Source organism: Citreicoccus inhibens, from assembly GCF_019039035.1.
Classification (GTDB): Bacteria; Myxococcota; Myxococcia; order Myxococcales; family Myxococcaceae; genus Citreicoccus; species Citreicoccus inhibens.
The window spans coordinates 328,331-352,187 of sequence record NZ_JAHNZT010000003.1 but is presented as its reverse complement, the minus strand read 5'-3'; the positions used below and the strand labels follow the sequence as shown (position 1 = coordinate 352,187).

The window sequence follows — 23,857 nt, the reverse complement described above, 5'->3', positions numbered from 1 at the left end:
GCTTGTTTTCCGAAGGGCTCGACGGGAAAGGCCCCGTCGTCCGAGGCGGGTTCGCCGCGTTCGGTGAAACGACTCATAGGGGACGGTGCTGTCAGTTTCTGTCAGCAGCGCGCGTGGCTACCGGGGTGGGATGCGCTCGGACTCGAACCAGGAGCGCAGGAGTTCCCGGCGGGACCGGGGGTAGCGCGTGTCGGTGGTCTCCAGGGCGCTGATGCGGTCGACCCGGAAGTGGCGGAAGCCGTCGCGCAGCTCGCACCACGCAACAATGACTCGCACGCGGTCGAAGAAACCCACGACCCGGCTGAAGCTGTCTTATCCCCAACACACCAGGAGGGCTTTGCTGCCCTTGGCACTTTGAGTTCGGCGGGTGGCTGATGGAGTGACCTATCATTGCAAGCCGAGGCCGAATCTGGGCTTGAGCGCACTATGTGGTGTCTGAAGAATCGCACGGCCTACGCTGCTGAGCGGAACTGGACGCGGGATCGCGATGGCGCTCATTGGTGGGTAGTCGCCGTCAAGGCAACCTTCGATGTACTCCCTACTGGGAAGCTCAAGCTCGCGGATGAGCAGATGTTGCCTGTTCTGGTTCCCGAGTACTACGGCGAGCCGGGGGCCTCGAGTCTGCGGTACGATTCTGATCTTCTCGCAGCCAAGCCGGGCACCGACGTTCTGGTCAATGCCCACGCCCATGCCCCTGGCGGCAAGCCTGCGGCAGCCGTGCCGGTCGCATTGCGGGTGGGCGGATTGGACAAGCGGCTGCTGGTCCATGGGGAGCGTTTCTATCGCCGAGGCGTATTCGGGTTGAACCTGTCTCCGCCTCGTCCATTCTCCTCGCGGCAGATCCGGTATGAGTGGGCATTTGGCGGGCAGGACTTTTCGGACCCGGATTCACGAAAACATCGCATGGATGAGCGCAATCCGATTGGGCGCGGTCTCGCCGTGAAGTCGGCGAGTCTCGTTGACCAGCCGGCTCATTGCCTCGAGTACCTTCAAGGTGATGCTGCGGTGATGGGGCCGGCAGGGTTCGGTGCGATTGATCGCTCCTGGGTTCCACGTCGCAACCTGGCAGGGACATATGACGAACGTTGGGCTCGAACGAAGCGGCCACTGCTTCCGGAGGATTATGACCCTGCCTTCGCGCGCTCCGCTCCCATGGATCAATGTCTTCACCGATATCTTGTCGGCGGAGAGCTGATCGAACTGGTTCACATGACGCCGGAGGGTGTTCTCCGGCTGCGACTGCCGACGATTGTCCTCTCTTTTCGGAGCCGTTTTGGCGCTCGTCGTCGCGAGCATGCTGGCCAGATGGTGACGGTCATTGTCGAACCCGAAGAGCACCGTCTCCTGGTCGTGTGGCAGACCGCGCTTCGTGTCGCCGCCCAGGAAGTCGACTATCTCGACGAGACCGAGATCGTGGAGAGAGAGGGTGCTCTGTGAACACGAAGGTCGACGTCGTCGCGGTGGGGGCACGCACCCCGGTTGGGCTCTCCGCAGAGAGCTCCGCTGCCGCGGTTCGTGCCCAGATCAGCCGAGTCCGTGAGCACCCAATCCTGGTGGACGCGAGTGGCGAACCGCTTGTCTTCGCGTCAGACGGCCTGCTCGATCCGCAACTCGGTGCGCGGGACCGCATGGTGGTCCTGGCGGAGAGCGCTCTCGCGGAGGTTGTCACCAAGCTATCAGCGGCCATGCCTCGTGTCCGGCAGCTCGCCTTGTATCTTGCCCTTCCCGAGTCGCGTCCTGGCTTTTCGGAAAGCGATGCAAATGGGATGCTTGATTCGCTACGTGCGCGCTGGCGTTCGCCGCCATCAATGCGGGTGACGCTCGCGGGCCGCGGACATGCCGGAGCAATTCGCGCGGTCGAGAGTGCAGTGCAGGACATGCGGGGAAATGAAGATACGCTTTTCGTGGTTGCTGGGGTTGATAGTTACCATGAGGCCGAGACGCTCCACTGGCTTGGCAGCACCCGTCGGCTCGTTCGTAACGGCGCTCGCGACGGCTTCACGCCAGGAGAGGCCGCTGGATGTTTGGTTCTTGCAAACGCTGGACTCTGCTCGCGTCTGTGCCTCCACGGCCTCGCTCATATCCGGGGTGTTGGTACCGCGCAGGAACAGCCCGCTGCTCATTCTGATGGCAATCCCCTGGGTGTCGCGTTGAGTGAGTCCATTCAGAGGGCGGTCAGTGCTCTCGAACTTCCGCGAGACGCCATCGATACTGTGTACAGTGACATCAACGGTGAGAGGTTTCGTAGTGAGGAGTGGGGCTTCGCGCTGCTCCGCGCCCCATCCGTCTGGAAGTCCCCGGGGTATCACGCTCCCGCTGGATGTTGGGGTGATGTGGGTGCGGCCTCCGGAGTCCTCGGGAGTGTGCTCGCCGTACAATCTTTCGTTCGCCGCTATGCGCGTGGCCCCCGCGCGGTCGTAGTGGCCAGCAGCGGGGATGGCTTGCGCGGGGCGTTGCTGCTCGAGAGTCCAGTGTGAACGAGGAAATCTGAATGTCGACTGTCGCGATTCATCCGCCCAAGACTCCTGTCACGTTGGGGAGCGATGGCGTTGCTGCGGCCACGCTCCCGAATGTCTGCAAGATGCCGGGGCCTCCCGCGCCGTTCGTGCCGACCCCACTGCCGAATGTAGGGCGAAGCAATGACTCACCGAAGGGCTACTCAAAGAGTGTCACGATTGATGGCCACGCAGTCGCGATCCAGGGCGCCAGCTTCGGTTCTCAGGGAGACATTGCCAGCAAGGGGACCGGCGGTGGGATGGTTTCGGCGAACACCCAGGGGCCGACGAGGTTCGTCGGTCCGGGGTCGATGAGCGTCAAAATCGAGGGAAAGAATGTACAGCTCCTCGGTGACCCGATGCTCAACAACTGCGGCCCGGGTGGTAGCCCGCCGAACGCGGCGACCATGGCGGGTGAGATGCAGGCTGCGAAGATGGTGGCCGGGTCGTGTACCCACCCGCAGATTCGGCGCGAGCCTGCCCTTGGTACGGAGACGCGTTCATCGGAAGAGCTTGCCAAAAGCCTGGATGATGAGGCCAATCGGCTCGACAAGCTCGCGGACGAGAAGATGATTGAGGCGATGCAGGAGGTGGATATGGCCAGAAGCGCCGACCTCAAGCGTAGAGCGGCGCATACTCGAGACGGGGCAAAGGACAAGCGCTTCGAAGCCAGAGTCGCGCGAGATACCAAGGCCAAGGAAGTCTCTGTCAAGGTGTGCTGTTCGGTGTGCGGCAAGATCCTCGCAGAATTCGATGTCGTCACCGCGAATGGAACGTACAAGGAAGTGAAGGAGAGCGGCCAGGCTGTCAAAGTCGGCCAGTTCTACAAAGAAAGAGAACTGGCACGAGACCCCCTGGTGGCACCCTTTGGCACGGTCGTTCACCTCGCAGTCCCAGGTGACGGGAAACAGCGCGGCGAGGCGCTGAAGCGCTTCGTCAGGTCCGGCGGGCGTAAGATGACCAACAAGGGCGCAGGTTACGACCGCGTCATCCAGGAGCACTGAGATGTCAGGCCGCAGCATCAATATAGATTATTCGCCGGTAGATTGCGACATGGTCGACTTGTGGACGCGTGTCGTCGAGTGTCTCTGTGCGAGTTTTGGACTGGATGACCCCCAAAGCTGTTTGGCAGGACTCGAGTACCTTGAACACGACGATGATTGGGCGACCGGAGAGGCATTCGATGAGAGCCAGTTCAGTCTGGAGGATTTTGTCCGCTTGAACCTAGGGTTGGTACTCGATTGCAGCCTTTGGAGCCATTCGCTCGAACTCCACAGTCGGGTCAGCTTGTATCGGTACCCGCCTAGTTTTCGAGGCACTCCATGCCTCTCCGTGAGTTTTGGGACCCTGCTCGATCGGAATCTCTATCCGGATGTCGCGCAAGCGAACGCTGAAGCTGACCCTAAGCAGTCGCTTATCCATCTCTGCTTGTCCCTCGCAAGTGCGACGCGCGCCTCGGCATTCATTGTCTATAATGACAACGAAGGACCGTTGGTGCCGGTTGAGCCCAGAGAATTCGCGCAGCGGCTCTTGAGCTGGCCGGAGCGTAATCGAGCTGCAAGATCGGCAGATGAGATAAAGATGCCGTCCAGGGATGACGTCGGCATGTACAACGGTATCTCCAGGGAGTTGCTCTCGCGGCAGGCTCTGGTGTCCGCTTGGGGCGAGGAGGCCAGGATTCGCGAGACAACGTCGGGGTATGTCACCCTCGACTTGCTCTGAGGCGCGCGCTTGCGGACGTGCTCCTCGGAGGTCACAGCAGTCAGTTTCTGTCAGCAGGGCGCAGGGCTACTGGGGTGGGATGCGCTCGGACTCGAACCAGGTGCGCAGGAGTTCCCGGCGGGACCGGGGGTAGCGCGTGTCGGTGGTCTCCAGGGCGCTGATGCGGTCCACGCGGAAGTGGCGAAAGCCATCGCGCAGCTCGCACCACGCGACAATGACTCGCACGCGGTCGAAGAAGCCCACGGCGAAGGGCCAGAGGGTCCGGGTGCTCGCAGTGTCTGTCTTGTCTCGGTAGGAGATGACGACCTTGCGCTCCTCGCGGATGGCTCGACGCAGGGCGCCCAGGTCGATGTCTCCCGCGATGATGGGGTCGCCCGGGCCCACGAGCAGGGTCGTGGACTCCAGTTCCTCGCGCAGGTCCGTGGGCAGCACGGCGGCAATCTTGGCGAGGGCGTCGCTGGCCGCGCGTCCCAGCCGTCCATCCGCGCGGTGCGCCACCCAGCGCGAGCCGAGCACCAGCGCCTCCAGCTCCTCCTCGGAGAACATCAACGGGGGCAGCGTGAAGCCCGGGCGCAGGACGTAGCCGAAGCCGGGCTCTCCCTCGATGCGCGCGCCCTGGGCCTGGAGGCTGGCGATGTCCCGGTAGAGCGTGCGCAGGCTGATGCCCAACTCCTCCGCCAGAGTGGATCCGCTGACGGGGCCTCGCTGTCGTCGGAGGTGTTGAAGCAGGTCGAGCAGTCGTTCCGCGCGAGACACGGTGGGCACCGTAGCGCCGATTTCGGCTCCTTGGGGTAGTGTCTCGACACGCGGCGCTGTCTGTCCTCTGTCCTCACGAGCGTTCACACCCATGCCCACTGAGCCCGCGACCCCTCCAGGCGCCCCTCTTTTCTCCTCGGACACCTCGACAGGCCATCCGTTGGCGAGCGCCGCGTTCCTCCTCGTCGCGTTCCTCCTCGCCGGTGGCGCGGTCGGGCTCACGCTGGGCGTGGTGATCGACAAGGCCATCGACTCGGATCCCCATGGACTCCCCGGCGTGATGGGATTGGTCCTGGGCACTCCCACCGGCGCGTTCCTGGGCACGGTCGTTGGGCTGTTCTGTCTCTGGGGGCGCACGCCTCACCAGCGCATGCGAATGGGATGGATCGCGCTTGCGGTGGGTGCGCTCGCGGCGCTCGGACTGTGGGGTTCGGTCCTCGTGGGCATCATGAAGTGGTGATCGACTTCGCGCCGCACCCCGCTCACGGGCGCGAGCCGCTCCACTCATTCGAGCCCATGGGTACGCAGCAGCGCGCCGCGACCATGAGGCGCATCGCACCACGCGGGGAAGAGCCGGGTGGCCACGTCCGCGTCGGGCTGCGTCCAGCGCAGGCGCTCGGGGCCTGAGCCGCGCTCCACAGCGCAGTGGATGACGGAGCGGCGCAGCTCCTGGGCCGAGCGGAACGCGACGTGTTCGAGCAGCAGCGGGTTCTGGCTGGTGAGAAAGGCTTGTCGCGCGCCCAGTTCGTCCACGCAGGTCGCGACGTGACGGGGATGCAGTCCGTTGGGCAACTCGTCCGCGATGACGAAGTCCTCGTTCACGTCCAGGTAGTACAGGAAGGACAAGAGCCGCTTCTGTCCATAGCCGAGCTGCTCCTGGCTCAGCGTGACGCCATCCCGTCGCGTGAAGCGGAAGCCGAAGCGACCGAAGGCCAGCCTCCCGCCGTCCTCGTAGTCGCGCCGCTCCAGCACCTCCACCCGCATCGTCCCCGAGGCAAACCCAGCCAGCTCCACGAACCGCGCCAGGAAGTTCCGCTCCAGCTCATGGTGCGCGAACTCCAGGGCCTCGCGTGGGGGCTCGCGCTCCACCTGTCGGCGCAGCCAGCCCGGCAGCCACGTGGGCAGGGCCATCAGCCCCAGGGGGAACACGTCGTCGCCGTGCGACTCCATCGCGTAGCGATGTGTGCCAATGCGCTCGAACGTCCCGAGCGCCTCGTCGAAGCGCGACGGCGACAGGAGGAACGTGCGGCGCAGGAGTTCGCGCAGCCGCTCGCGCAAGCCGCGGTCGATGTATTGCGCGCCCATGAAGAGCAGCGTCCACACCGTGCGATCCAACACGGACCAATGCATGCCGCGAGACCAGACGGACACGCCATCCACCTCGCAGCCCAACCCCGAGGCGTCCGCGCGCACGCGCAGCCGCGTGTCGGGCCCGGAGAGGCGGACGTCGGCCTCCAGGTAGGGGTGCAGCCCGGTGTCGGGCTCGGAGGCCGGCAGCGCGAGCGCGATGCGCGGCGGGACGACGGGCGCGCTCACCGCGTCAGCCGTGGCGGGCAGGTTGCGCACGGCCATGTCCAGCGTCATGCCGGGCAGCTCCACGCGCCACGCGAGCGAGAAGGGCTCATGGCGCAGCGTGGAGAAGTCCGCGCGCAGCACTTGCGAGATGAGCTCCAGCAGCGTGGTGCGGCCCGTGCCGTTGTCGCCCAGCACCAGGTTGTGCGTGGGCCCGAACGTGAGCACCGTTCCGGGTGCGACCTCGCGGTAGCCATGGATCTCCAGCCGCGTGAGCTTCATGTCACGACACGTACCAGAGGCCTCGAGAGACCGCAGGCGGGATGGCGCACACGATTCCGTCCGTGCTGGTTTCGTGCAGTGCGTCCCCCGGAGATTGAACAGTGGCGCGGTCGCTTGCCACCCCAGGGGCCCGAGGGGTGTAGGGAAAGGACACCCGCAGGGTAGGTGGTTTCCCCAGCGGCGCGTGGGGCTTGAGGCTAAGAGGAGGCCCCATGCGATTCCTCCTGCTCACTGCTTGTCTCTCCCTCGCGGGGTGTGCCCACACCGCCTCGCCGGATGCGTCCACCTCTGCCGCCACGGCGTCCTCGGCGCGCGCCATCGTCGACGCGGCGGATCGTCTCGAGGCGGACCGCGCCCTGGATGCGGGCCGCCACCCGGCCGAGATGCTGGAGTTCATCGGCGTGCGGCCCGGCATGAAGGTCGCCGAGGTGATGGCGGGCGGTGGCTACACCACGGAGCTGCTCGCCCGCGCGGTGGGCCCCGAGGGCGTCGTCTACGGCCACAACCCGAAGTGGGTGCTGGAGCTCTTCGCGGAGAAGCCGTGGAGCGAGCGCCTGGCGCGTCCCATCAACCAGCGCGTGGTGCGCGTGGACCGCGAGCTCGACTCGCCGCTGCCGCCCGAGGCGACGGGCCTGGACGCGGTGGTGAGCAACGCCATCTACCATGACACCGTCTGGACGGGGACGGACCGCGCCAAGATGAACGCGGCCATCTTCCAGTCGCTCAAGCCCGGTGGCGTCTACGTCGTCATCGACTCCAGCGCGAAGGCGGGCACGGGCGTCGCGGACGTGAAGACGCTCCACCGCATCGACGAGCAGGCGGTGCGCGCCGAGGTGCTCGCCGCGGGCTTCCAGCTCGCGGGCGAGAGCGCGGCGTGGCGCAACCCCGAGGACACGCGCGACTGGAGCGCGAGCCCGGGCGCGGCCGGCGCGCGTCGTGGCACCGGTGACCGCTTCGCGCTCAAGTTCGTGAAGCCCGCCCCGTAGTCGCGGGCCTCGGTGCTCCGCCGGCGGCGCGAGGTCAGCGCGAGCGCGCCGCCGCTTCCTTCAGGTTGGACTCCAGCCGCCGCGCCTGCTCGGCCATGTCGTTCCCCGCGGGCGCTTCCTGCTGGATGCGGCGGGCCAGCTCCATGGCGCGGTCGCGCTGTCCCAGTTGGGTGTGCGCGAGCGCCAGGTTGTACATCACGGTCCAGTCGCCCGCCGGCGCGAGCTTGAGGGCCTTCTCCAGGAGCGGAACCGCCTCGGCGTTCTTGGCCGGGTTCTTCATCTGGATGAGCAGGCCCGCGAGGTTGGTGAGCGGCTTCCAGTTGTCCGGCGCCAGCTCCACCGCCTTGCGGTACGCGTCCTCGGCTTCCTTCTCCGCGGGCACGGCCTCGAAGAGGTTGCCCAGGTGGAAGTACGCCTCCCAGCTCTTGGGGTTGCGCTTGAGCAGCTCGCGCGCGGCCTGCTCACTGCGCTCGAAGTCCTTCTCCAGCAGCGTGAGGTTGGCGAGGTTGAGCCACGCCTGCTCGTAGTTGGGCGCGACCTTCAGCTCGCGCTCCACGTAGCCCACGCTGGCCTCGGTGTCGGAGAGCATCATCGACGCGGCGAGCGCCTTCTCCAGCAGGGCGGGATGGTCACCGCAGCGCGCGAGCCCGTGGTCCAGCACGTCGCGCGCGGCCTTGTACTCCTTCAGCTCGAAGAGCACGTCCGCGAGCGTGGCCCACATGTCCACGTTGGTGGGCGCCAGGTCGCGGGCCTTCTCGAAGGCGCGCAGCGAGTTCTCGTACTGGCGCGTCTGCTTGTACGCCATGCCCAGCGTGTAGAAGCCATCCGGGTTGTTCGGCTCCAACTCGGTGGCCTGCTTGAGCGGCAGGACGCCCCACGCGCCCCGCCCCGCGGCGGCGAGCACGCGGCCCAGGTTGAACTGGCACAGGAACACCGTGGGGGACAGCTCCGCGCCCTTCTGCAGGTGTTGGAGCGCGGTCTCCACTTCGCCCGCGGCCTCGTGCACCAAGCCCATCAGCGTCCACGACAGGCCCTGGCCGGGGCCCAGTCGCACCGCGGCGGTGGCGTGCACGCGGGCCGAGTCGCCATCGCCCGTGAAGAGGCTGATGCGCGCGAGGCCCTGGTACACCTCGGGGAGGGACGGATTGCGGTCGAGGACCTGCTCGAAGAGGGTGGCGGCCTGCTTCAGGTCGCCCTCGCGCAGCTTCGCGTCGGCTTGCTTCAGGAGGGCCTGCGTCGCGGCGGTGGTGCCGGACGCGGCCTCGTTCTCGCGGAAGAGGCGCTTGGCCTCTTCGTAATTCCCAGCCTTCAGCTGCTCATACCCACGGCGGTACAGGTCACTCTGGGCCATGGGCGGGAGTATTCCTCACCCGCTCGGAGAAGACGAGCGGGTGAGTCGAGTGAAAGGCTTAGAGGCCGATCCAGCCGAGGACCTTCTTCTTCGCGCTGCTCGCGATGGCCTTCGCGTCGTCGAGGCCGAGCTTGCCGTCGTGGTTGGCGTCGGCCACGGAGATGGCCGTGTTCTTCGCCATCTCACCGACCTGCTTCACGTCGATCTCCACCGTGGCAGACGCGCCCGCGCCCAGGCCGAGCGCCGCGCCCGCGCTGCCGCCAATCTTCAGCTTGCCGTCCTCGTAGCCGATGACGCCCGTGGCCTTCGCCTCGGCGCCGGCGCTGCCGTACGCGCTGGCCTTCACCGCGAAGGGGCCGGCCGAGGCCTTGACCTCGCCCTCGACCTTGGCGACCGCGGAGGCGCCCACCGTGCCCTCGGCGATGGCCGTGGGAGGATTGCGCGTGACCTTCACCTTGCCGGTGGCCTCGGCGGAGACCTCGGCGGACGCCTTGGCCTTGCCCTCGACGGAGGCGTTGAGGTCCACGCCCGCGACCTTCACGCTCTTGGTCTGCGCCTTGCCGGTGATGTTCACCTCGACGGAGGCGCCGGCCTTGGCGGACACGCTGGCGTCCAGGCCGTTGGTGTTGAGCTTGCCCTTCGCGTCAACGCTGGCCTTGGCCTCGAGCTTCGCGCCGGCCTTGTACGAGGCCTCGCCGTACTTGCCCGTCGTCTTGCCGGACTTCTCCGCGTACAGGCCGGCCTTGGCCTCGCGGTTGTAGGAGGCGTTCACGCCATCCGCGCCCACGCTGAAGCTCTGCGAGCCGGAGGTGCCCACGCGCGAGCCCACGAAGGTGCCCGGCGCGGTGGAGGTGTTGTGCTCCTTGACGTGGTCGAACTCGGCCTTCCACTCCTTCTTCACGCCCGCGGCGCCCAGGAGGTCACCGGCCGTCTGCGCGCGGCTCAGCTTGTCCTTCTTCGCCTGGGTGAAGCCGCTGTCGGCGGAGCTGGGCTTCAGCTCCTTCTCCTTGTTGGCACCGACCTCCTTGTTGAACTTGTTGTTCTTCCAGTCGGTCTGGTTGCCGAAGACGTACTTGCCGTCCTCGAACTTGGAGACGGCGGTGTTGGTCCGCTCGGTGCCCGTCGTCTCCTTGGAGGTCTTGGTGGAGGTCGTGTTGCCGTTCTTCGTGGCGGTGCTGGTCTCCTTCGTCACCGCCTTGTTGCCGTGCGAGTCCGTGGTGACCGAGCGCGTGTCCGTCTTGGACGTGTTGCCCGTGGTCACCTTGGTGCTCTTGGCGTCCACTTCCTTCTTCGTGCCGCGGTGGTCGGTCGTCTTGGTGTTCGTCTCGGTCTTCGCGGTGTTGCCCTTCTCGCGGGTGACCTCACGCTGGTGCGTGGACGTGGTGCGACCGAAGGTGTCGGACTGGGTGGTGCGGGTGTTCTTCGCCGTCGTCCCGCCCGTCTTGGACGTGGTGGCGTACTTGAACTTGGACTCGCCCAGGGGACCCTTGGAGGTGGTCAGCTCCTTGGACTGAGTGGTCTGCTTCTTCGTCGTGGTCGACGAGCGGCTGACCGAGCCGTCCTTGTTCGCCTTGACGGTGCTGTTGGACGAGTTGGCCAGCTTCTTGATGTCCTTCTGCACCTGGGCAGCGACATCCTGAAGCGCCTTCGGGTTGATGAAGCTCGCCGGCTTCGGGCGCGGCGCGGACCGGCTACCACTGTTGTCGATACGGGCCACGAGATTCTCCTGAAGTGCGTTTCCTCTATCATCGGAGGTGCGCCTTCGAATGTTGTGCCCGGAGGGTGTTTTTTCGCACAGTCCGTCGGAATAACCCGAAAGCACACCTTGTCCGACATGGCGGCTTGCGCCGGTTTCATCTCGTTTTCCTATACTGGAGCGATTCGAGCCTCGCCTGTGGGCGGCTTGCGGCTCGGGGGGACGACATGGCGGAGACGAAGCTCCAGGAGGCGTTGACGAAGTTGGGGGACCTGGCGGCGGATTTCTCGTCGTTGGAGGTGCTGACCTACACGGGGGACATCTCGGCGGTCCTCAAACCGGATGGGCAGGGCATCGACTGGGATGGGCTGTTCACCCGGGCCGCGGGGGCGCAGGCGCAGGGGACGCTGAAGCTGGTGGCGGCCACGCGCGTGCTCTTCGATGGGGACGTGCAGAACTTCCAGACCCAGGAGAAGTTGGAGCGGCTGGATGACTTGCTGCGGCTGCATGACCAATCCGTGCAGAGCGGCCGGAGCGCGCGCACCGCGCTGATCCAATACTTCGCGGACAACCTCAAGGCGCTCGTCCCCAAGTTCCAGAAGTAGCGCGGGGGAGGCCGGGTGAGCACCTCGTGGGAGGACTTCCTCACGGAGCTGGGGGGCGGTGAGTCCGCGGCGCGGCTGAGCCTGGACCCCGTCCCTCGGGAGGGTGGGGGCGGCATGGAGCGGGCGGCGCAGTCCGTGCCGTCCTCGTGGATGGACTCGGCGGCGGAGAGCGAGCCCGAGGCGATGCGCGCGCGCTTCCTGGCGATGCACGGCCTGGAGGCGGGGATGGAGCGCTTCGAGCGGGGCCTGGCGCTGGCGTCACTGCCCGCCGAGGATCCGTTCGAGGATCCGCAACGGATGACGCGCGAATTGGAGCCGCGTGTCCGCGCGGTCCGGGCGCGGCTCGCGCTCCTGGGGTACTCCGTGCGGGACGTGTCGAGCCACCGCCTGGACGCCCCGCTTCGTCGCGAGGTTCGGCGCTTCCAGGCAGAGGCGGGGATTGTCCAGGACGGCTGGGTCGGGCTGGAGACGTGGATGGCGCTCCAGGCGCTCATCACCCTGGAGCCGCCGCTCGACCTGACGCACTGGTTGCTGCCCGGAGATGAGCCGAGGCCCGCGCTGGTACGAGCGCTGGCGTTGCGCTTGCGCATGCTGGGCTTCGAGGCGCCCGCGACCGCTCGGGCGAAGGAACTGCGTGAGCCGCTGGACCGGTTCAAGGCGGTGGTCCGCGCGCTGGGGCTCGATGGCGGGAGCGCGCTGACGGACCGGGCCGCGTTGGAGTTGGCGTTCGATGACGATGCGTTGCTGTCGCTCGGGCACAGGGTTCGGACGCCGCTGCTCGTGGAGGGTTCGGAGGATGAGTCGGAGGCCGTGCGGTTCATCCGTCGGCTGGTGCGCTCCGAGCTGTGGTTGCTCGGCTACGACGTGGGCGCGCTCGATGCGCGCACGGACACGGACGTGGGGCGGAGGTTGCTGCGCGAGGCGCTCGTCGCCTTCTGGCGCGACCAGGAGCACTCGGAAGAGGCGCTGGCGGAGCGGGGTGAGCGCATCGATGAAGCGTTGGTGGATGCTCTGGCGGCCGAGCACACCCATGCGGAGGTGGCGCCGGAGCTCGTCGCGCGCTTCGTGGCCGAGAACCCGCAGGAGATGAAGGACGTGTGGACGCACACCATTCCGCGCGACCCCATCTTCTTCCTCTGGGATGGACTCTCCCGCGGCGCGCGGTGGCTGGGCCGGCGGCTGACGATGGTGGGCGACTCGCTGACGACGGTCGCATCGGTGCTGGCGCGGGGCATGGCGCACGCGAAGACCTTCTGGTGGAACCTCATCCGCTACGCGTACCAGCACGCCAGCGTGGTGTTCACGACGCTGCGCAAGGCCATGGCGATGTTCGTCGAGGGCATTGAGCCCTTCCTCGCCGGGGAGATGCGAGTGGGCGCGGGGCGCGGTCTCGTGGCGTGCCGGTTGCGGCTGGATGGTGACGTCTGCGTCGTCGTGGGCCCCGCCGCCGAGCCGCCGCGCCTGAGGGACCTGACCGAGCGACTCACGCGCGTGGGCCTGTGCTTGCGCGTCGGGGCTCGCGCGATGGCGCTGCTCACCCGCGAGACGCTGCAACTCTTCTCGGGAGGCGCCGGCTGGATTCCCCTGCTGACCCAACTGGTGGAGGACGCTCGGCGCTGGAACGCGCTCCTGGAAGAGTTGGTGTCCATGCAGGAGCCACCTCCCGTGGAGATCCTCGAAGTGTCACCGTGGCGGAAGGTGGCCATCGTGGGCGCCGTGGCGTTGATGCTGGGCGCGCTGGCGTGGCTGCGCTTCCACCACTAGGTGCGGTCACCTCGCGGGATAGCAGCCCGTGGCGCGCGCGCGTTCTCGCACCAGGGTGAGCACCAGCTCCGCGGTGGGCAATGGCTTCCCCACCAGATGTCCCAGCTCCACCACCGCGCCGAGCAGCGCGTCGATTTCCATCGGGCGCCCGCGCTCCAGGTCCTGGAGCATGGAGGTCTTGTGCGCGCCCACCGCCGCCGCGCCTTGGATGCGTTGATCCACGGGGAGCAGGAAGCGTGCGCCCAGCGCTTCGCCCACCGCTTGGGCCTCGAGCATCATCCGTCGCGCGATGTCTCGGAGGTCCGGCGCCGTCGCGAGCGTGTCCAGCGTGGCGCCCGTGAGCGCGGACAGGGGATTGAAGGCGAGGTTGCCCCAGAGCTTCATCCACAGTTCGTCGCGGATGCGGGGACGGATGGGCGCCTTGAAGCCCGCCTTCGTGAGGAGCGCGGACAAGGCTTCCACGCGCGGAGTGCGCGACCCATCCGGCTCACCGAGGACGATCCGGTCTCCGTACAGGTGCGTGATGACGCCTGGGCCGGTGACCTCCGCCGCGGGGTAGACGACCGCGCCGATGACGCGCGATGGAGGCAGCGTGCGCCAGAGCCCTCCGCCCGGATCCACGCTCTGGAGGACATGGTCTCGGTACGGGCTGTCGAGTGCATGGAAGTACCAATAGGGGACGCCGTTCACCGCGGTGACGAGCGCAGTCTCCGGCCCGAACAGGCGGGCGATGTCGAGCGCCGCACCCGTCAGGGCATGGGCCTTGAGCGTGAGGAAGACCGCGTCTTGTGGGCCTGCCTCGTCGGGCGAGTCCGTGCAGCGTGGATGGACGGTGAGGGTGGCTCCGTCGCTCACCAGCGTGAGGCCGTGCTCGCGCATCGCGGCCAGGTGCGCCCCTCGGGCGATGAGGGTGACGTCCGCGCCCGCTTGGATCAGCTTGACGCCCAGGAGGCCGCCAATCGCTCCGGCGCCGAAGATGGCGACCTTCATGAAGTGAGTCCCAGTCGCTCGGCGAGTCCCAGCCGCTGCACCTTGCCGGTGGGGCCCTTGGGCAACTCGGAGAGGAACACCACTCGGCGCGGCACCTTGAAGTCCGCCAGCCGGCGCGCCACGAAGTCCCGCAGCGCTCGCTCGGAGACTTGTGCTCCTTCTCGCGTGACGACCGCGGCGGCGACCTCTTCGCCGAGCAGTGGATGCGGCAGCGCGAACGCGAGGGCCTGCTGCACGGCGGGATGTTCCAGGAGCACCATGTCCACCTCCAGCGGGCTGACCTTCTCGCCGCCTCGGTTGATGAGTTCCTTCAGTCGCCCGGTGAGGCGCAGATATCCGTCGGTGTCGAGCGTGCCCTGGTCGCCCGTGCGGAACCAGCCTCGCGTGAAGGCCCGGGCGTTGGCCTCGAGGTTGTTCTCATAGCCGTCCATGACTCCGGGGCCACGGATGACCACTTCGCCGAGCGCGCCGGGCGGCAGGAGTTCGCCCGTGTCTCCGAGGATGGCCACTTCGGGACCGGCGGCGATGCCCACCGAGCCCGGGTAGCGGGGGCGCGGTGGCAGCGGGTTGGAGGCCATCTGGTGCGAGGCCTCGGTCATGCCGTAGCTCTCGATGACGGGCACGCCGAAGGTGGACTCCAGGCGCTCCATCACGACTGGCGGGAGCGAGGCAGAGGAGGAGCGCAGGAAGCGCAGTCGACCTGCTTGGAGGAGGGCTGTGTGGCGGGCCGCGCGCTCCAGCAGGGCTTGATGCATCGTGGGCACGGCCGTGTACCAGGTGGGCCGTGCCTCCTCGAACCAGGAGAAGAACTTCAGTGCGTTGAAGCCGGGAGTGCACACCACGCTCGCGCCGGCGCTCAGGCTCGCGAGCACCGCGGCCACGAGGCCGTGGATGTGGAACAGCGGCATGATGTTGAGGCACACGTCCTCGCGGCGGAGCGCCAACGTCTCGGCGATTCGCGTCGCGGACGCCACGAGGTTCCGGTGTTTCAGTGGCACCAGCTTGGGGCGCGCGGTGGTCCCGGATGTGTGGAGCATGAGCGCCACGTCCTCGGCCTGCGCGAAGCCGGGCCTCCGCGCCTCGCTGGTCGTGGCCGTGTCAGGTTGCAGCGTGAAGGTGCCGGCGGGCCCTGCTGGGGCGACGCACAGCTCCAGCACGCGCAGGCCATGCCTCGCCGCCACGGTTCGCGCCGGGCTGGCCATGCCCTGGGGAATGATGAGCGCCAAGGCGCGCAGATCGGTGAGGGAGAACTCGAACTCCTCTTCGCGATAGGCCGGATTGAGCGGGGCCGTGGTCGCGCCGCTCGCCACGGCGACGAACGCGGTGGCTGCCTCGGGGCCATTGGGGAGCACCAGTGCGATGCGGTCGCCGCGCCCCAGTCCGAGGTCATTGAGCGCGCGCACCGTGTGTTGGATGAGTGCTCTCAGGCCGCCATGGGTCAATGCCGGCCTGCCCGGCGCGCTCACCGCGAGGTCCGCGTCCGCGCCGCGCGAGAGGAGTCCCGTCAAGGTGTCTGCGAGCTCCATGTCGCCTCCGTCGTTCCAGTTGCGGTTGCGCCGAGCTTGGACTGCTCCACGTGCGACGGGGCTCGGACCGGGTTGCTCACCTGTGAGCGGTGCGGGGATTGCTCCCGAACAAGCCCGAGCCTACTCGCGCGGTGCCCCGACGCCGATGGTAGCGCGTATGGCAGGGGACCTGAGCGCACTGCTCTTTGGGATGTCCTCTCGGTAAAGTCGAAGGAGCCCGGACGAGTGCGCTCACGACTCCACTTGGCCCTACGAGGTTGTCTGGCGAGCAATAGCGTGCCGAATCTCGTAGTCACGTCCGCTGAAGCTCGGCGAGGCTTTGTTATCCGTCGCAAGAGAATCCCACTCGCCAACTGCTACGTGGGTGTGGCGGTCGCTGGCGCTCGTTTGGGACGGCGGGGCATGGCTGAAGCCCGATGCATCGGACGGTATGTCAGTCCTGCGTGGTGCATTCACTCCTGGCGTCTGGACGCTGGGCGCAGCGGGCCGGCGTACTGAGCGAGTTGTGAGGGGGGACTTGGGCTCCACGACTTGTGTTGATGGTGACTGCGAGTTCCTGGGAGGCGGACAGTGAATCGGGGGCGATTCTGGGCGGAGTGTTGGGGTGGGGTGCGATTCGGCCGACGTGGTGGCGAAGGTGGGACGCACGCCCGTGACACGGGCGGATGTGGCGCTGTGGCTCCAGACGCACGAAGGGGTGGGGTCGGCGGAAGGGGCGCTCAAAGGTGTGGTCGAGCGCACGTTCCTTGTCGAGAAGGCGCGGGAAGACGCGCTCTTGAAGGAGCCCGAGGTTGCGGCGCTTGTCGAGGCCGCACGTCGCGAGGTGCTCGCGAATGCGTACCTTGACCGTCTGGCGCATGAGTCCTCCTCCGATGACGCGTTGAGGGCGCGATATGAGGCACGTCGGGACGGGCTATCGCGCCGGGAAGTGCATGTGGCCCACCTCGTGGTCCGGCTCGCGGCGGGTGCGGATCGTCGAGCGCGGACCGAGGTGCAGGCGAAGAGCAACGCGGCGCATGCCCGCCTTGTGCGCGGGGAGGACTTCGCGACGGTGGCGCTGGGGGGAACTCTGGGGCTCGTGCGCGAGGGGCAGCGCGATGCCAGCTTTTTCGCTGCCGTCGCCGCGCTGAAGCCGGGCGAAGTGTCCCAGCCATTCGAGACGGCGTATGGGCTCCATGTCGCGCGGGCCCTGGATGCGCCGAGGACCATGGTGCCGACGTTCCAGGAAGGACGTGGGCAACTGGCCGCGGAGGCTCGCCATGAGGCTGAGGAGACGCTGATGCGTCGGTTGCGGGAAGACATTCCGGTTCGGCGCTACCCCGAGCGGCTGTTGGGTGGGGGGCAGAAGAAGGCGGACGGGGAGCAGTGATGAAGACCCGAGCCTGGGTGTGGGGTTGGGGAATCCTGTCGCTGGTGTTGCGCGCGGGGAGCCCTCGCAAGTCGGAGCCTGTCGAGTCCGAGTCCCGGGCGGCGAAGGCCTCCACGCGGATGAAGCTCTCTGCGCAGGAGCTCGCGCCTGCGTGCGCGGCGGAGGTTCCCGAGTCGGTGAATCCCTCCTGGCGCAGTGGCGCCCTGGTGGTGCAGGGGGGCAGTCAGGGGACGGCCCACGTTGGCGGCACCGATGGTGAGCAGGCGCTGGTCGTTGTCCAGAACGAGACGCCCGAGGCAGTGGGGAGGTGCAGGCCGCGACGCTGACGCTCAATGGGGGTCTCGGTCGCAGGGATTGCGGCGGGAACGCCGCTGGCGGTGAAGCGGGTCACGTTCGCCGCGACGAATCAGCTCGCGATGAGCGCGACGGGGAGTGGTCGTGTTCGCGTGTTGGTGGCGGCACTCGGCTCGCTGCCATGCATGATGGCGGATTCGGGCCATGTGAGTGCCGGACAGGCGCCTCCCACGCTGAACTTCGCGCCGCACGGCCCAGCCACGCTGGCGTGCTGATGGTCAACATGGAGGGGGTGGACGCTGATGGGAGCGTCGTGCTCAATGGCGTGAATGTGCTCGCCGGGCTGTCCTCGGCCGACAAGAAGTCGTTCACCGCGAACGTGACGCTGCCTGAGTCCAATACCTTGACGGTCTCCGCGCTGAGTGGGCCGGGTTCAAGGGTTCGGGCCGCGGTCTTCGACGCGGATATCTTGCCCCCACCCCTGACGATGTACGAGCCGGAGGAGGGGGCGTTCTTCACCGTTGATGAAGTGCCCGCTGGGAGGTGAAAGTCTATGGCTTGGACGGCGCGAAGTGAGCTGTTTGAATCTGCGGCAAAGCAAGGTCTGACGTTCGAGGAATTGTCGATAGAGGAAGGGGCCCGACTGAGAGCGCAAGTTGTCTCGAGCCTTGCTCCCGATGGTAGCTACGCGAAACTTTGGTCCGATGCCTCTGATGCATCGGGTGTCGAGTCGACAGCACCATGGGTTGACATTGGACGAATGCCGTTCAGGGGGCGCTGTGGATGATTTTTCCGACTGATGAGGAAAGAGGGGCGTTTTCGTTTCGGGACAAGGGGGATGTGGTGGCTGTTTTGTCGGGATGTGCTTTGTTTGAGTTTGGAATTTTCGGGGCGGATTTTGATTGGTTTTTGTGGTTTGAACCCCATGGATATCTGCTTGGACGTGGGGTTGCTGCCGATTGGGTCGATGCGCTTCGGTTGAATCCGCACGCCAGCCCTCCTGAATGATGCGCGCTTGGTGAGAAAACGGCGATTGCCGCACGGAGCATTGGCGTCGCAACAAGGGCGGCGTCGCAAGTGCAGCTTGAGCACGGCCTGGTCGACAGGAACTCGGGCGCGCCGCCGGTCACCCATCGTCGTGCACTCCGGGCGAGGACGGAGGTGTTCGTCTTCCAGCGGCGCAAGTAACCGTCCGGTCAGTGACGTGGAGAGAGAGGTTGAAGACATACGGCTGCGGTGTTCGGCGAACTCCGCGACCGGCGGGGTGTTCGGGAATGAGGCTGGAGGTGCGACTCGGGAGGGGCCGTGGTCTGTTTGGGGTTGAGCGGGTCGCTGGCAACGGCCATGTCCAAGTGGAGGGGCATTGTCCGCGAAATTGTCCCCGACGCCTTCTGGCAGCGCGTGGCTCCCTTGCTGCCTCCGCCTCGCCCCAAGAAGAAGCGCCTGGAAGAATCAACTCCGCCGACTCCGAGTCCGCGATGAACGCAGGGACGATGTCCTCTGGGAACGGCCCAGGCGGAGAGTCGTTGGTGGGGCCTGTTTGGGGGTTGACCCACGACGAACTCTTCATCACGTCAGATGCCTCGACTGGAGACAGCCTTCAAGAATCGCGGTCCTCCAGTCCCGCGCTTCTTGACGGTTGTCTCCAGTCCTAGTTCGAGAGCAGCACCGAGAGCGCCGCGATGCGCTGGGCCTCGGGGGCTCGGTCGAGCGTCTCGGGGATGATGAGCTTCACGGGGGACTCGCGCCGGTCCGCGCACTCGCGCCAACCGATGTACTCGTGCTTGTCGTGGGCGATGAGGTCGTAGCTGCACGCGCCCACGTTGCCGATGAGCTCCTCGGGGCTCAGCGTCAGGTGCGAGGGCTTGCCTCCGAACGTGCCATTCGCCGCCACGGACTCGGGCTCCTTCTGGAGCTTCAGGTCCACTGGGCCCTTGCCCGTGCGCCCCTGGATGCGGCTCCCCGCGGCCTTGAGGTCTACCGGTTGGCCGTAGGCCTGCCCGCGCACGGCGGACGGGGACAGGTCGAGCTGAAGCTCGGGGCTGGAGATATTTCGCGGGGTGACTTCCGCCGTGACGTTGAAGGCGGGCGCGCTCAGCTCCAGGCGCTTCTCGGAGCGGGCGAACGCCAGGGTCCCCACGAGCAGCGAGGCGGCGACAATGCGGACGGTCTTCATGGCCCAAAGCTAGGCCGTGGCCATGGGCGCCACCGGGGACGCCCCACCGGCCGCTCGGAGGGCGACGGGGACGAGCGGGCCCCAGCGCCAGGGGGGGCAAGGCGCCTGGCCCACGGTCCGCGGGGGAGGGGAGAGTCCCCCGGGACCGGGGCGCCCTGGGAGAAGGGCTTGGGAGCGGAGCCTTCGGGGAGGAAGGCCAACTCACTTGAGAAGAGGCCCCGGCCGTTCGCGCATCCCAGAAAAATGATTTCTGCCTGGAAGGGAGCCGCCCTCCAGATACGGAACCCTCCGTAATTTCTAGGTTCTGATACTTTGGGGGGCCGATGGGCTGCCCGGATGAAACGACGCTGAGCGACTTCCTGGTCGGCGCGCTCTCGGAGGAGCGCCGGGCGTCCGTGCTGACGCACGTGGAGGGCTGCCCGTCCTGTCAGCGCGCGCTGGCGGCGGCGGAGGACTCGCCTCGGCTGGAGGTGCCCTGGACGGACCCCCCCGTGATGCTCCAGCGCGGGGCCCTGCTGGCGCGCTACGTGGTGCTGGAGCCCATTGGCGTGGGGGCCATGGGCGTGGTGTACGCGGCCTACGACCCGGAGCTGGACCGCCAGGTGGCGCTCAAGCTGCTGCGCCCCGAGGGCCGGCACATGGAGGAGCTGCGGATGCGGCTCTTGCGCGAGGCGCAGTCGCTCGCGCGCCTCTCGCACCCCAACGTGGTGGCCGTCCACGACGTGGGCGTCTGCGGCGACGGCATCTTCCTGGCGCTGGAGCTGGTGGAGGGCACCACCCTGGCGGATTGGGTGAAGTCCCCGCGCCCCTGGCCGGAGGTGCTGCGCATCTTCCTGGACGCGGGCCGAGGGCTCGCGGCGGCGCACACGGCGGGGCTGGTGCACCGCGACTTCAAGCCGGCCAACGTCCTGGTGGGCAAGGACGGGCGCGTGCGGGTGACGGACTTCGGTCTGGCCCGACCCTCCAACCGGGGAGGTCCTCCTGTCGAGGCTCCGGTGGCGGTGCCTCCTGCCCCGGAAGGCGGCGCCGACGCGCTGCTGACCCGCACGGGCGCGCTGCTGGGGACGCCCGCGTACATGGCCCCGGAGCAGCTCATGGGCGGGAGCGCCGACGCGCTGTCCGACCAGTTCAGCTTCTGCGTGGCGCTGCACGAGGCCCTCTATGGCCTGCGCCCGTTCGAGGGCGTGACGCCTGAGGCCCTGGGGGAGGCCGCGCTCGCCGGTCGGGTGCGACCCCCGCCGCGCGACAGCCGCGTGCCGGCCTGGCTGCGCGCCGTGGTGTTGCGTGGACTGAGCCCCAAGCCCGAGGACCGCTTCCCCTCGATGGAGGTGCTGCTCGCCGCGCTCACCCGCCACCCCGTGCGTCGGGTGGGCCTGTGGGCGACGGCCGTCGCGTTCGCGTGTCTGGTGGGGCTGGTCGTGGGCTACGGCGGCGCGCACCGCCGCGAGGTCCGCTGCGAGCAGGAGGCGGAGAACCTCGCCCGAGTGTGGGGGCCCGCGCAGCGTGAGCGGGTGCATCAGGCCTTCCTCGCCACCGGCAAGGCCTACGCCACCTCCGCGTGGGAGACCCTCTCCGCGGAGCTGGACGCGCACGCGGGCCAGTGGCGCGCGCTGCGCACCGAGGCGTGCCTCGCGGCCGGAGGCTCCGCGCCCGAGGCCGCCTGGCAGACCCAGGCCTGCCTGGACGCGCGGCTGTGGCAGCTCGCCGCCATCACCGAGGTGCTGGAGAACGCGGACGCGCAGACGGTCCAGAACGCGCAGCAGATGATCTCCTCCCTGGAGGGGCTGGAGGGGTGCCGCGACGCGCCGGTGCTCTCCACGCGGCCTCAGCCGTTGGAGGCGCTCCGCCCGAAGGTGGACGCGGCCCGCCGAAAGCTGGCCGAGGCGCGGGCTCGCATGGAGGCCGGTCGCCACGCCGACGGCATCGTGCTGACCACGGCGCTGCTCAAGGACATCGCGAGCATCGACTACCGCCCGCTGGAGGCCGAGGTCCTGCTGCTCCACGGCCACCTGCACGGCATGGCCGGCAAGCTCACCGAGGCCGAGGGCATCCTCTACCGCGCGCTCTGGGCGGCCGAGGCCAGCCGCGACGACGAGACGGTGGCCCGCGCCTGGATTCTCCTCATCTGGGTGGTGGGAGATCAGCTCGCTCGGGTGGGCGAGGCGGACCGGCTGGCCCAGCATGCCCGCGCCGCGGTGGAGCGGCTCGGGCGCGACCGCTTCCCTGGTATCGCCACGGACTTGCATTTGCGACTGGGTGGCGTGTGGTTGGTGGAGGGCCGGCTGGAGCGCGCCGACGAGGAGTTCACCGAGGGCCTGGCCCTGTCTCGCAAGGCCTACGGGCAGGAGAGCCTGCGCACCTCCTACTTCGTCTCCGGCCTGGGCCGGGTCCGCTCGCGCCAGCTGCGGTCCGCGGAGGCGCTGGCGCTGTACCGCAAGGCCCAGGCGCAGCGCGAGGCCATCTGGGGACCGGACCACCCGGGGCTCGCGCTGAACTTGAGCAACATCGCCGCGGAGCTGATGTCCTTGGGGCGGCGCGAAGAGGCCATCTCGGTGTGGCGTCGCTCGCTGGCGCTGCTGGAGGCCTCGCGCGCGGCGGACCACCCCAGCCTTGCGGCGCCGCTCAACAACCTGGGCTCGGTGCTGCGCGTGCTCGGCCGGCTGGACGAGGCGCGCGAGTACCTGACTCGGGCGGTCGCCATCTTCGAGCACAGCAAGGGGACGGACCACCCCAACACGGCCATCGCGCTGTCGGGCGTGGGCATGGTGGCCTACGACTCGCAGCACTTCGAGGAGGCCCTGTCCTATCACCGGCAAGCGGTGGAGCGGCTCCAGCGCGCGCTCGGCGCGGACACGTCGCGAGCCGCGCCCGCGCTCATGTACATGGGGATGGCGCAGCAGCGCCTGGGCCGCAACGCCGAGGCGCGGCGCAACCTCCAGCGCTCCGTCCAGCTCTGGGAGATGGAGAACGGGCCGGAGAGCGCCACGGTGGGCTTCGCGCTCCGCCCCTTGGCGCACCTGGAGCTGGCCACCAACACACCCAAGCAGGCCCAGGCCCATTGCGAGCGGGCCTTGAAGCTCGATGAGAAGGCGCAGGGTTCCGAGTCCCCCGACGTGGCGTTGGATCTCGCGTGCATCGCGGAGGCGCAGCTCGCACTGGGCTCGGTGGACCCCGCGGTGCCGTTGCTGGAGCGGGCGCTGCGGGTGCATGTGGTCGCCTCGCGAGATCCGCTCGACGAGGGATGGGCCACCTTCCTCTTGGGGAAGGCCTTGGCCGTGCGAGGAGGGCCCGGCGACGCGCAGCGCGCCACCGAGCGGGTGGAGGCCGCGCGCGCCTGCATGACGAAGCTGGGGGTGCGCGCCACACAGGAGCTGAAGGAGGTGCAGGGCTGGTTGGCCCGTCAGTCCGAGGCCCCCTCCCTGGCCCGACACGAGGTGACTCCATGAGCCAATCCCGTGACTCCCTCGTGGCGGCGTTTCGGGAGCGGCTGCCCGCCACGCGTCAGGCAGAGCTGGACTCCGTGGAGGGCTTGGAGGCGCGCCTCGCGGAGCTGGTGGAGAAGGCCCACACGGCGTGGCCCGAGCTGGAGATGAGCGGGGCGACCTTCATCCAACACGTGGCGCGCCACCTGCCCTCGGCGCCCGTGCCGGACGCGCTGGGTCAGCTTCATGTGGCGGACCTGTATCTGGCGTGCGCGTGCGCCACGGGCGAGCGCCGGGCGTTGGCCGCCTTCGAGCAGCACGTGTTGGAGAAGGTCCCGCCTCGGCTGGGCGCGCTGCCTTCCGCCACCGTGGACGAGGTGCTCCAGGTGATGCGCCAGCGCCTGCTCTTGGGGCGGACAGACTCGCCCGCGAAGATCTCCGACTACTCGGGGCGGGGGCCGCTGCTGGCGTGGGTGCGCATCATCGCCACGCGCATCGTGGGTGAGCTGGCGAGCCAGGACGGACGCCAGGAACTCTTCGACGAGCCGCCCGAGGCGCTGGCGCGGATGTTCTCGCCGGACGACCCGGAGCGCACGCTCCTGAAGGAAGACACGCGGCAGGCGCTGGCGGAGGCCCTGCGCTCCGGCCTGGCCGCGCTGTCCGAGCGCGAGCGCGCCCTCTTGCGCCTGCACCACGTGCATGGCCTGACCATGGACCGGCTCTCCACGATGTATGGCGAGCCGCGCTCGAGCGTGGCTCGCAAGGTGACGCAGGCGCGCGAGCGGTTGTTGAAGTTGATCCGCGCGGCCCTGGCCTCGCGCGCGCGACTGGAGGGCTCCGAGCTGGAGAGCCTCCTGGGGCTCGTGCGCAGCCGGTTGGATTTCAGCATCCACCGCTGGATGGACTGAGCC

Annotated in this window: 23 protein-coding genes; 14 read left to right on the top strand and 9 right to left on the bottom strand. The window is 68.0% G+C overall.

Translation table 11 applies throughout. The annotated features are described in order from the left end of the window. Positions 1-117: 117 nt before the first annotated feature. A complete protein-coding gene (locus KRR26_RS06005) occupies positions 118-294 on the bottom strand; it encodes a WYL domain-containing protein (RefSeq protein WP_217079322.1) in 177 nt (58 codons plus the stop codon). Positions 295-390: 96 nt separating this feature from the next. Between KRR26_RS06005 and KRR26_RS06000 the strand changes: the two genes are divergently transcribed. Then, entirely contained in the window at positions 391-1,437 is a 1,047-nt protein-coding gene (locus KRR26_RS06000) for a DUF2169 family type VI secretion system accessory protein (protein ID WP_236068323.1), read from the top strand. Positions 1,438-1,805: 368 nt separating this feature from the next. Here the strand turns inward: KRR26_RS06000 and KRR26_RS05995 are convergent, their stop codons facing one another. Beyond that, positions 1,806-2,123, bottom strand: coding sequence for a hypothetical protein (locus tag KRR26_RS05995; RefSeq protein ID WP_217079321.1), 318 nt, complete (start codon positions 2,121-2,123; stop codon positions 1,806-1,808). A 368-nt stretch (positions 2,124-2,491) separates the two neighbouring features. On the opposite strand from KRR26_RS05995, the gene KRR26_RS05990 reads away from it, so the two are divergent. Beyond that, the gene (locus tag KRR26_RS05990) at positions 2,492-3,499 is read left to right on the top strand and encodes a DUF4150 domain-containing protein (protein WP_217079320.1); all 1,008 of its coding nucleotides are present in this window, start codon (positions 2,492-2,494) and stop codon (positions 3,497-3,499) included. 1 nt (position 3,500) lies between these two features. Next, positions 3,501-4,217 (top strand): hypothetical protein, encoded by a 717-nt coding sequence (locus KRR26_RS05985; protein ID WP_217079319.1) that lies wholly within the window; start codon positions 3,501-3,503, stop codon positions 4,215-4,217. Between the two features lie 66 nt (positions 4,218-4,283). On the opposite strand, the gene KRR26_RS05980 is transcribed toward KRR26_RS05985, so the two are convergent. Next, the gene (locus KRR26_RS05980; RefSeq protein WP_120202308.1) at positions 4,284-4,973 is read right to left on the bottom strand and encodes a helix-turn-helix transcriptional regulator; all 690 of its coding nucleotides are present in this window, start codon (positions 4,971-4,973) and stop codon (positions 4,284-4,286) included. 91 nt (positions 4,974-5,064) lie between these two features. Here KRR26_RS05980 and KRR26_RS05975 point away from each other — a divergent pair, with 91 nt between their 5' ends. Continuing rightward, positions 5,065-5,433 carry a hypothetical protein gene (locus KRR26_RS05975; protein ID WP_217079318.1) on the top strand — a complete coding sequence of 123 codons (369 nt, stop codon included), beginning with the start codon at positions 5,065-5,067 and terminating at the stop codon, positions 5,431-5,433. Positions 5,434-5,477: 44 nt separating this feature from the next. Here the strand turns inward: KRR26_RS05975 and KRR26_RS05970 are convergent, their stop codons facing one another. Continuing rightward, on the bottom strand, positions 5,478-6,767 hold the full coding sequence (locus KRR26_RS05970) for an AAA family ATPase (protein ID WP_217079317.1): 1,290 nt from the start codon (positions 6,765-6,767) through the stop codon (positions 5,478-5,480). Positions 6,768-6,979: 212 nt separating this feature from the next. On the opposite strand from KRR26_RS05970, the gene KRR26_RS05965 reads away from it, so the two are divergent. Next, on the top strand, positions 6,980-7,753 hold the full coding sequence (locus KRR26_RS05965) for a class I SAM-dependent methyltransferase (RefSeq protein ID WP_217079316.1): 774 nt from the start codon (positions 6,980-6,982) through the stop codon (positions 7,751-7,753). A 34-nt stretch (positions 7,754-7,787) separates the two neighbouring features. On the opposite strand, the gene KRR26_RS05960 is transcribed toward KRR26_RS05965, so the two are convergent. Then, positions 7,788-9,104 (bottom strand): tetratricopeptide repeat protein, encoded by a 1,317-nt coding sequence (locus KRR26_RS05960; RefSeq protein WP_217079315.1) that lies wholly within the window; start codon positions 9,102-9,104, stop codon positions 7,788-7,790. A 58-nt stretch (positions 9,105-9,162) separates the two neighbouring features. Beyond that, entirely contained in the window at positions 9,163-10,821 is a 1,659-nt protein-coding gene (locus KRR26_RS05955; RefSeq protein ID WP_217079314.1) for a hypothetical protein, read from the bottom strand. A 206-nt stretch (positions 10,822-11,027) separates the two neighbouring features. Between KRR26_RS05955 and KRR26_RS05950 the strand changes: the two genes are divergently transcribed. Both KRR26_RS05950 and KRR26_RS05945 read left to right on the top strand, forming a co-directional pair. Further along, on the top strand, positions 11,028-11,405 hold the full coding sequence (locus tag KRR26_RS05950) for a hypothetical protein (RefSeq protein ID WP_120201668.1): 378 nt from the start codon (positions 11,028-11,030) through the stop codon (positions 11,403-11,405). A 15-nt stretch (positions 11,406-11,420) separates the two neighbouring features. Further along, positions 11,421-13,169 (top strand): peptidoglycan-binding domain-containing protein, encoded by a 1,749-nt coding sequence (locus tag KRR26_RS05945; RefSeq protein WP_217079313.1) that lies wholly within the window; start codon positions 11,421-11,423, stop codon positions 13,167-13,169. 6 nt (positions 13,170-13,175) lie between these two features. Here KRR26_RS05945 and KRR26_RS05940 read toward each other — a convergent pair whose 3' ends face one another. Together KRR26_RS05940 and KRR26_RS05935 are read right to left on the bottom strand one after the other, a co-directional pair. Next, positions 13,176-14,159 carry a 2-dehydropantoate 2-reductase gene (locus KRR26_RS05940; protein WP_217079312.1) on the bottom strand — a complete coding sequence of 328 codons (984 nt, stop codon included), beginning with the start codon at positions 14,157-14,159 and terminating at the stop codon, positions 13,176-13,178. Continuing rightward, positions 14,156-15,685, bottom strand: a complete 1,530-nt coding sequence (locus tag KRR26_RS05935; RefSeq protein WP_217079311.1) for an acyl--CoA ligase — start codon at positions 15,683-15,685, stop codon at positions 14,156-14,158. The genes KRR26_RS05940 and KRR26_RS05935 overlap by 4 nt, the downstream gene beginning before the upstream one ends. A 667-nt stretch (positions 15,686-16,352) precedes the next feature. On the opposite strand from KRR26_RS05935, the gene KRR26_RS05930 reads away from it, so the two are divergent. The 5 genes from KRR26_RS05930 (at position 16,353) to KRR26_RS05910 (ending at position 18,356) form a co-directional block, all read left to right on the top strand. Then, complete coding sequence (locus KRR26_RS05930; protein ID WP_217079310.1) at positions 16,353-17,054, top strand: peptidylprolyl isomerase; 702 nt, start codon at positions 16,353-16,355, stop codon at positions 17,052-17,054. After that, positions 17,054-17,380: a hypothetical protein gene (locus KRR26_RS05925; RefSeq protein WP_217079309.1), complete on the top strand. Its 327-nt coding sequence runs from the start codon at positions 17,054-17,056 to the stop codon at positions 17,378-17,380. The genes KRR26_RS05930 and KRR26_RS05925 overlap by 1 nt, the downstream gene beginning before the upstream one ends. Before the next feature lie 6 nt (positions 17,381-17,386). After that, positions 17,387-17,623, top strand: coding sequence for a hypothetical protein (locus KRR26_RS05920; protein WP_217079308.1), 237 nt, complete (start codon positions 17,387-17,389; stop codon positions 17,621-17,623). Beyond that, a complete protein-coding gene (locus tag KRR26_RS05915; protein WP_158611349.1) occupies positions 17,623-17,895 on the top strand; it encodes a hypothetical protein in 273 nt (90 codons plus the stop codon). Before KRR26_RS05920 ends, KRR26_RS05915 begins: the two co-directional genes overlap by 1 nt. 236 nt (positions 17,896-18,131) lie before the next feature. Further along, entirely contained in the window at positions 18,132-18,356 is a 225-nt protein-coding gene (locus KRR26_RS05910; RefSeq protein WP_217079307.1) for a hypothetical protein, read from the top strand. 643 nt (positions 18,357-18,999) lie between these two features. Here the strand turns inward: KRR26_RS05910 and KRR26_RS05905 are convergent. Then, a complete protein-coding gene (locus KRR26_RS05905; RefSeq protein WP_217079306.1) occupies positions 19,000-19,524 on the bottom strand; it encodes a hypothetical protein in 525 nt (174 codons plus the stop codon). Positions 19,525-19,847: 323 nt separating this feature from the next. Between KRR26_RS05905 and KRR26_RS05900 the strand changes: the two genes are divergently transcribed. Beyond that, a complete protein-coding gene (locus KRR26_RS05900) occupies positions 19,848-22,970 on the top strand; it encodes a serine/threonine-protein kinase (RefSeq protein WP_120201650.1) in 3,123 nt (1,040 codons plus the stop codon). Further along, positions 22,967-23,854 carry a sigma factor-like helix-turn-helix DNA-binding protein gene (locus KRR26_RS05895; RefSeq protein WP_120201648.1) on the top strand — a complete coding sequence of 296 codons (888 nt, stop codon included), beginning with the start codon at positions 22,967-22,969 and terminating at the stop codon, positions 23,852-23,854. The genes KRR26_RS05900 and KRR26_RS05895 overlap by 4 nt, the downstream gene beginning before the upstream one ends. Positions 23,855-23,857: the final 3 nt, after the last annotated feature.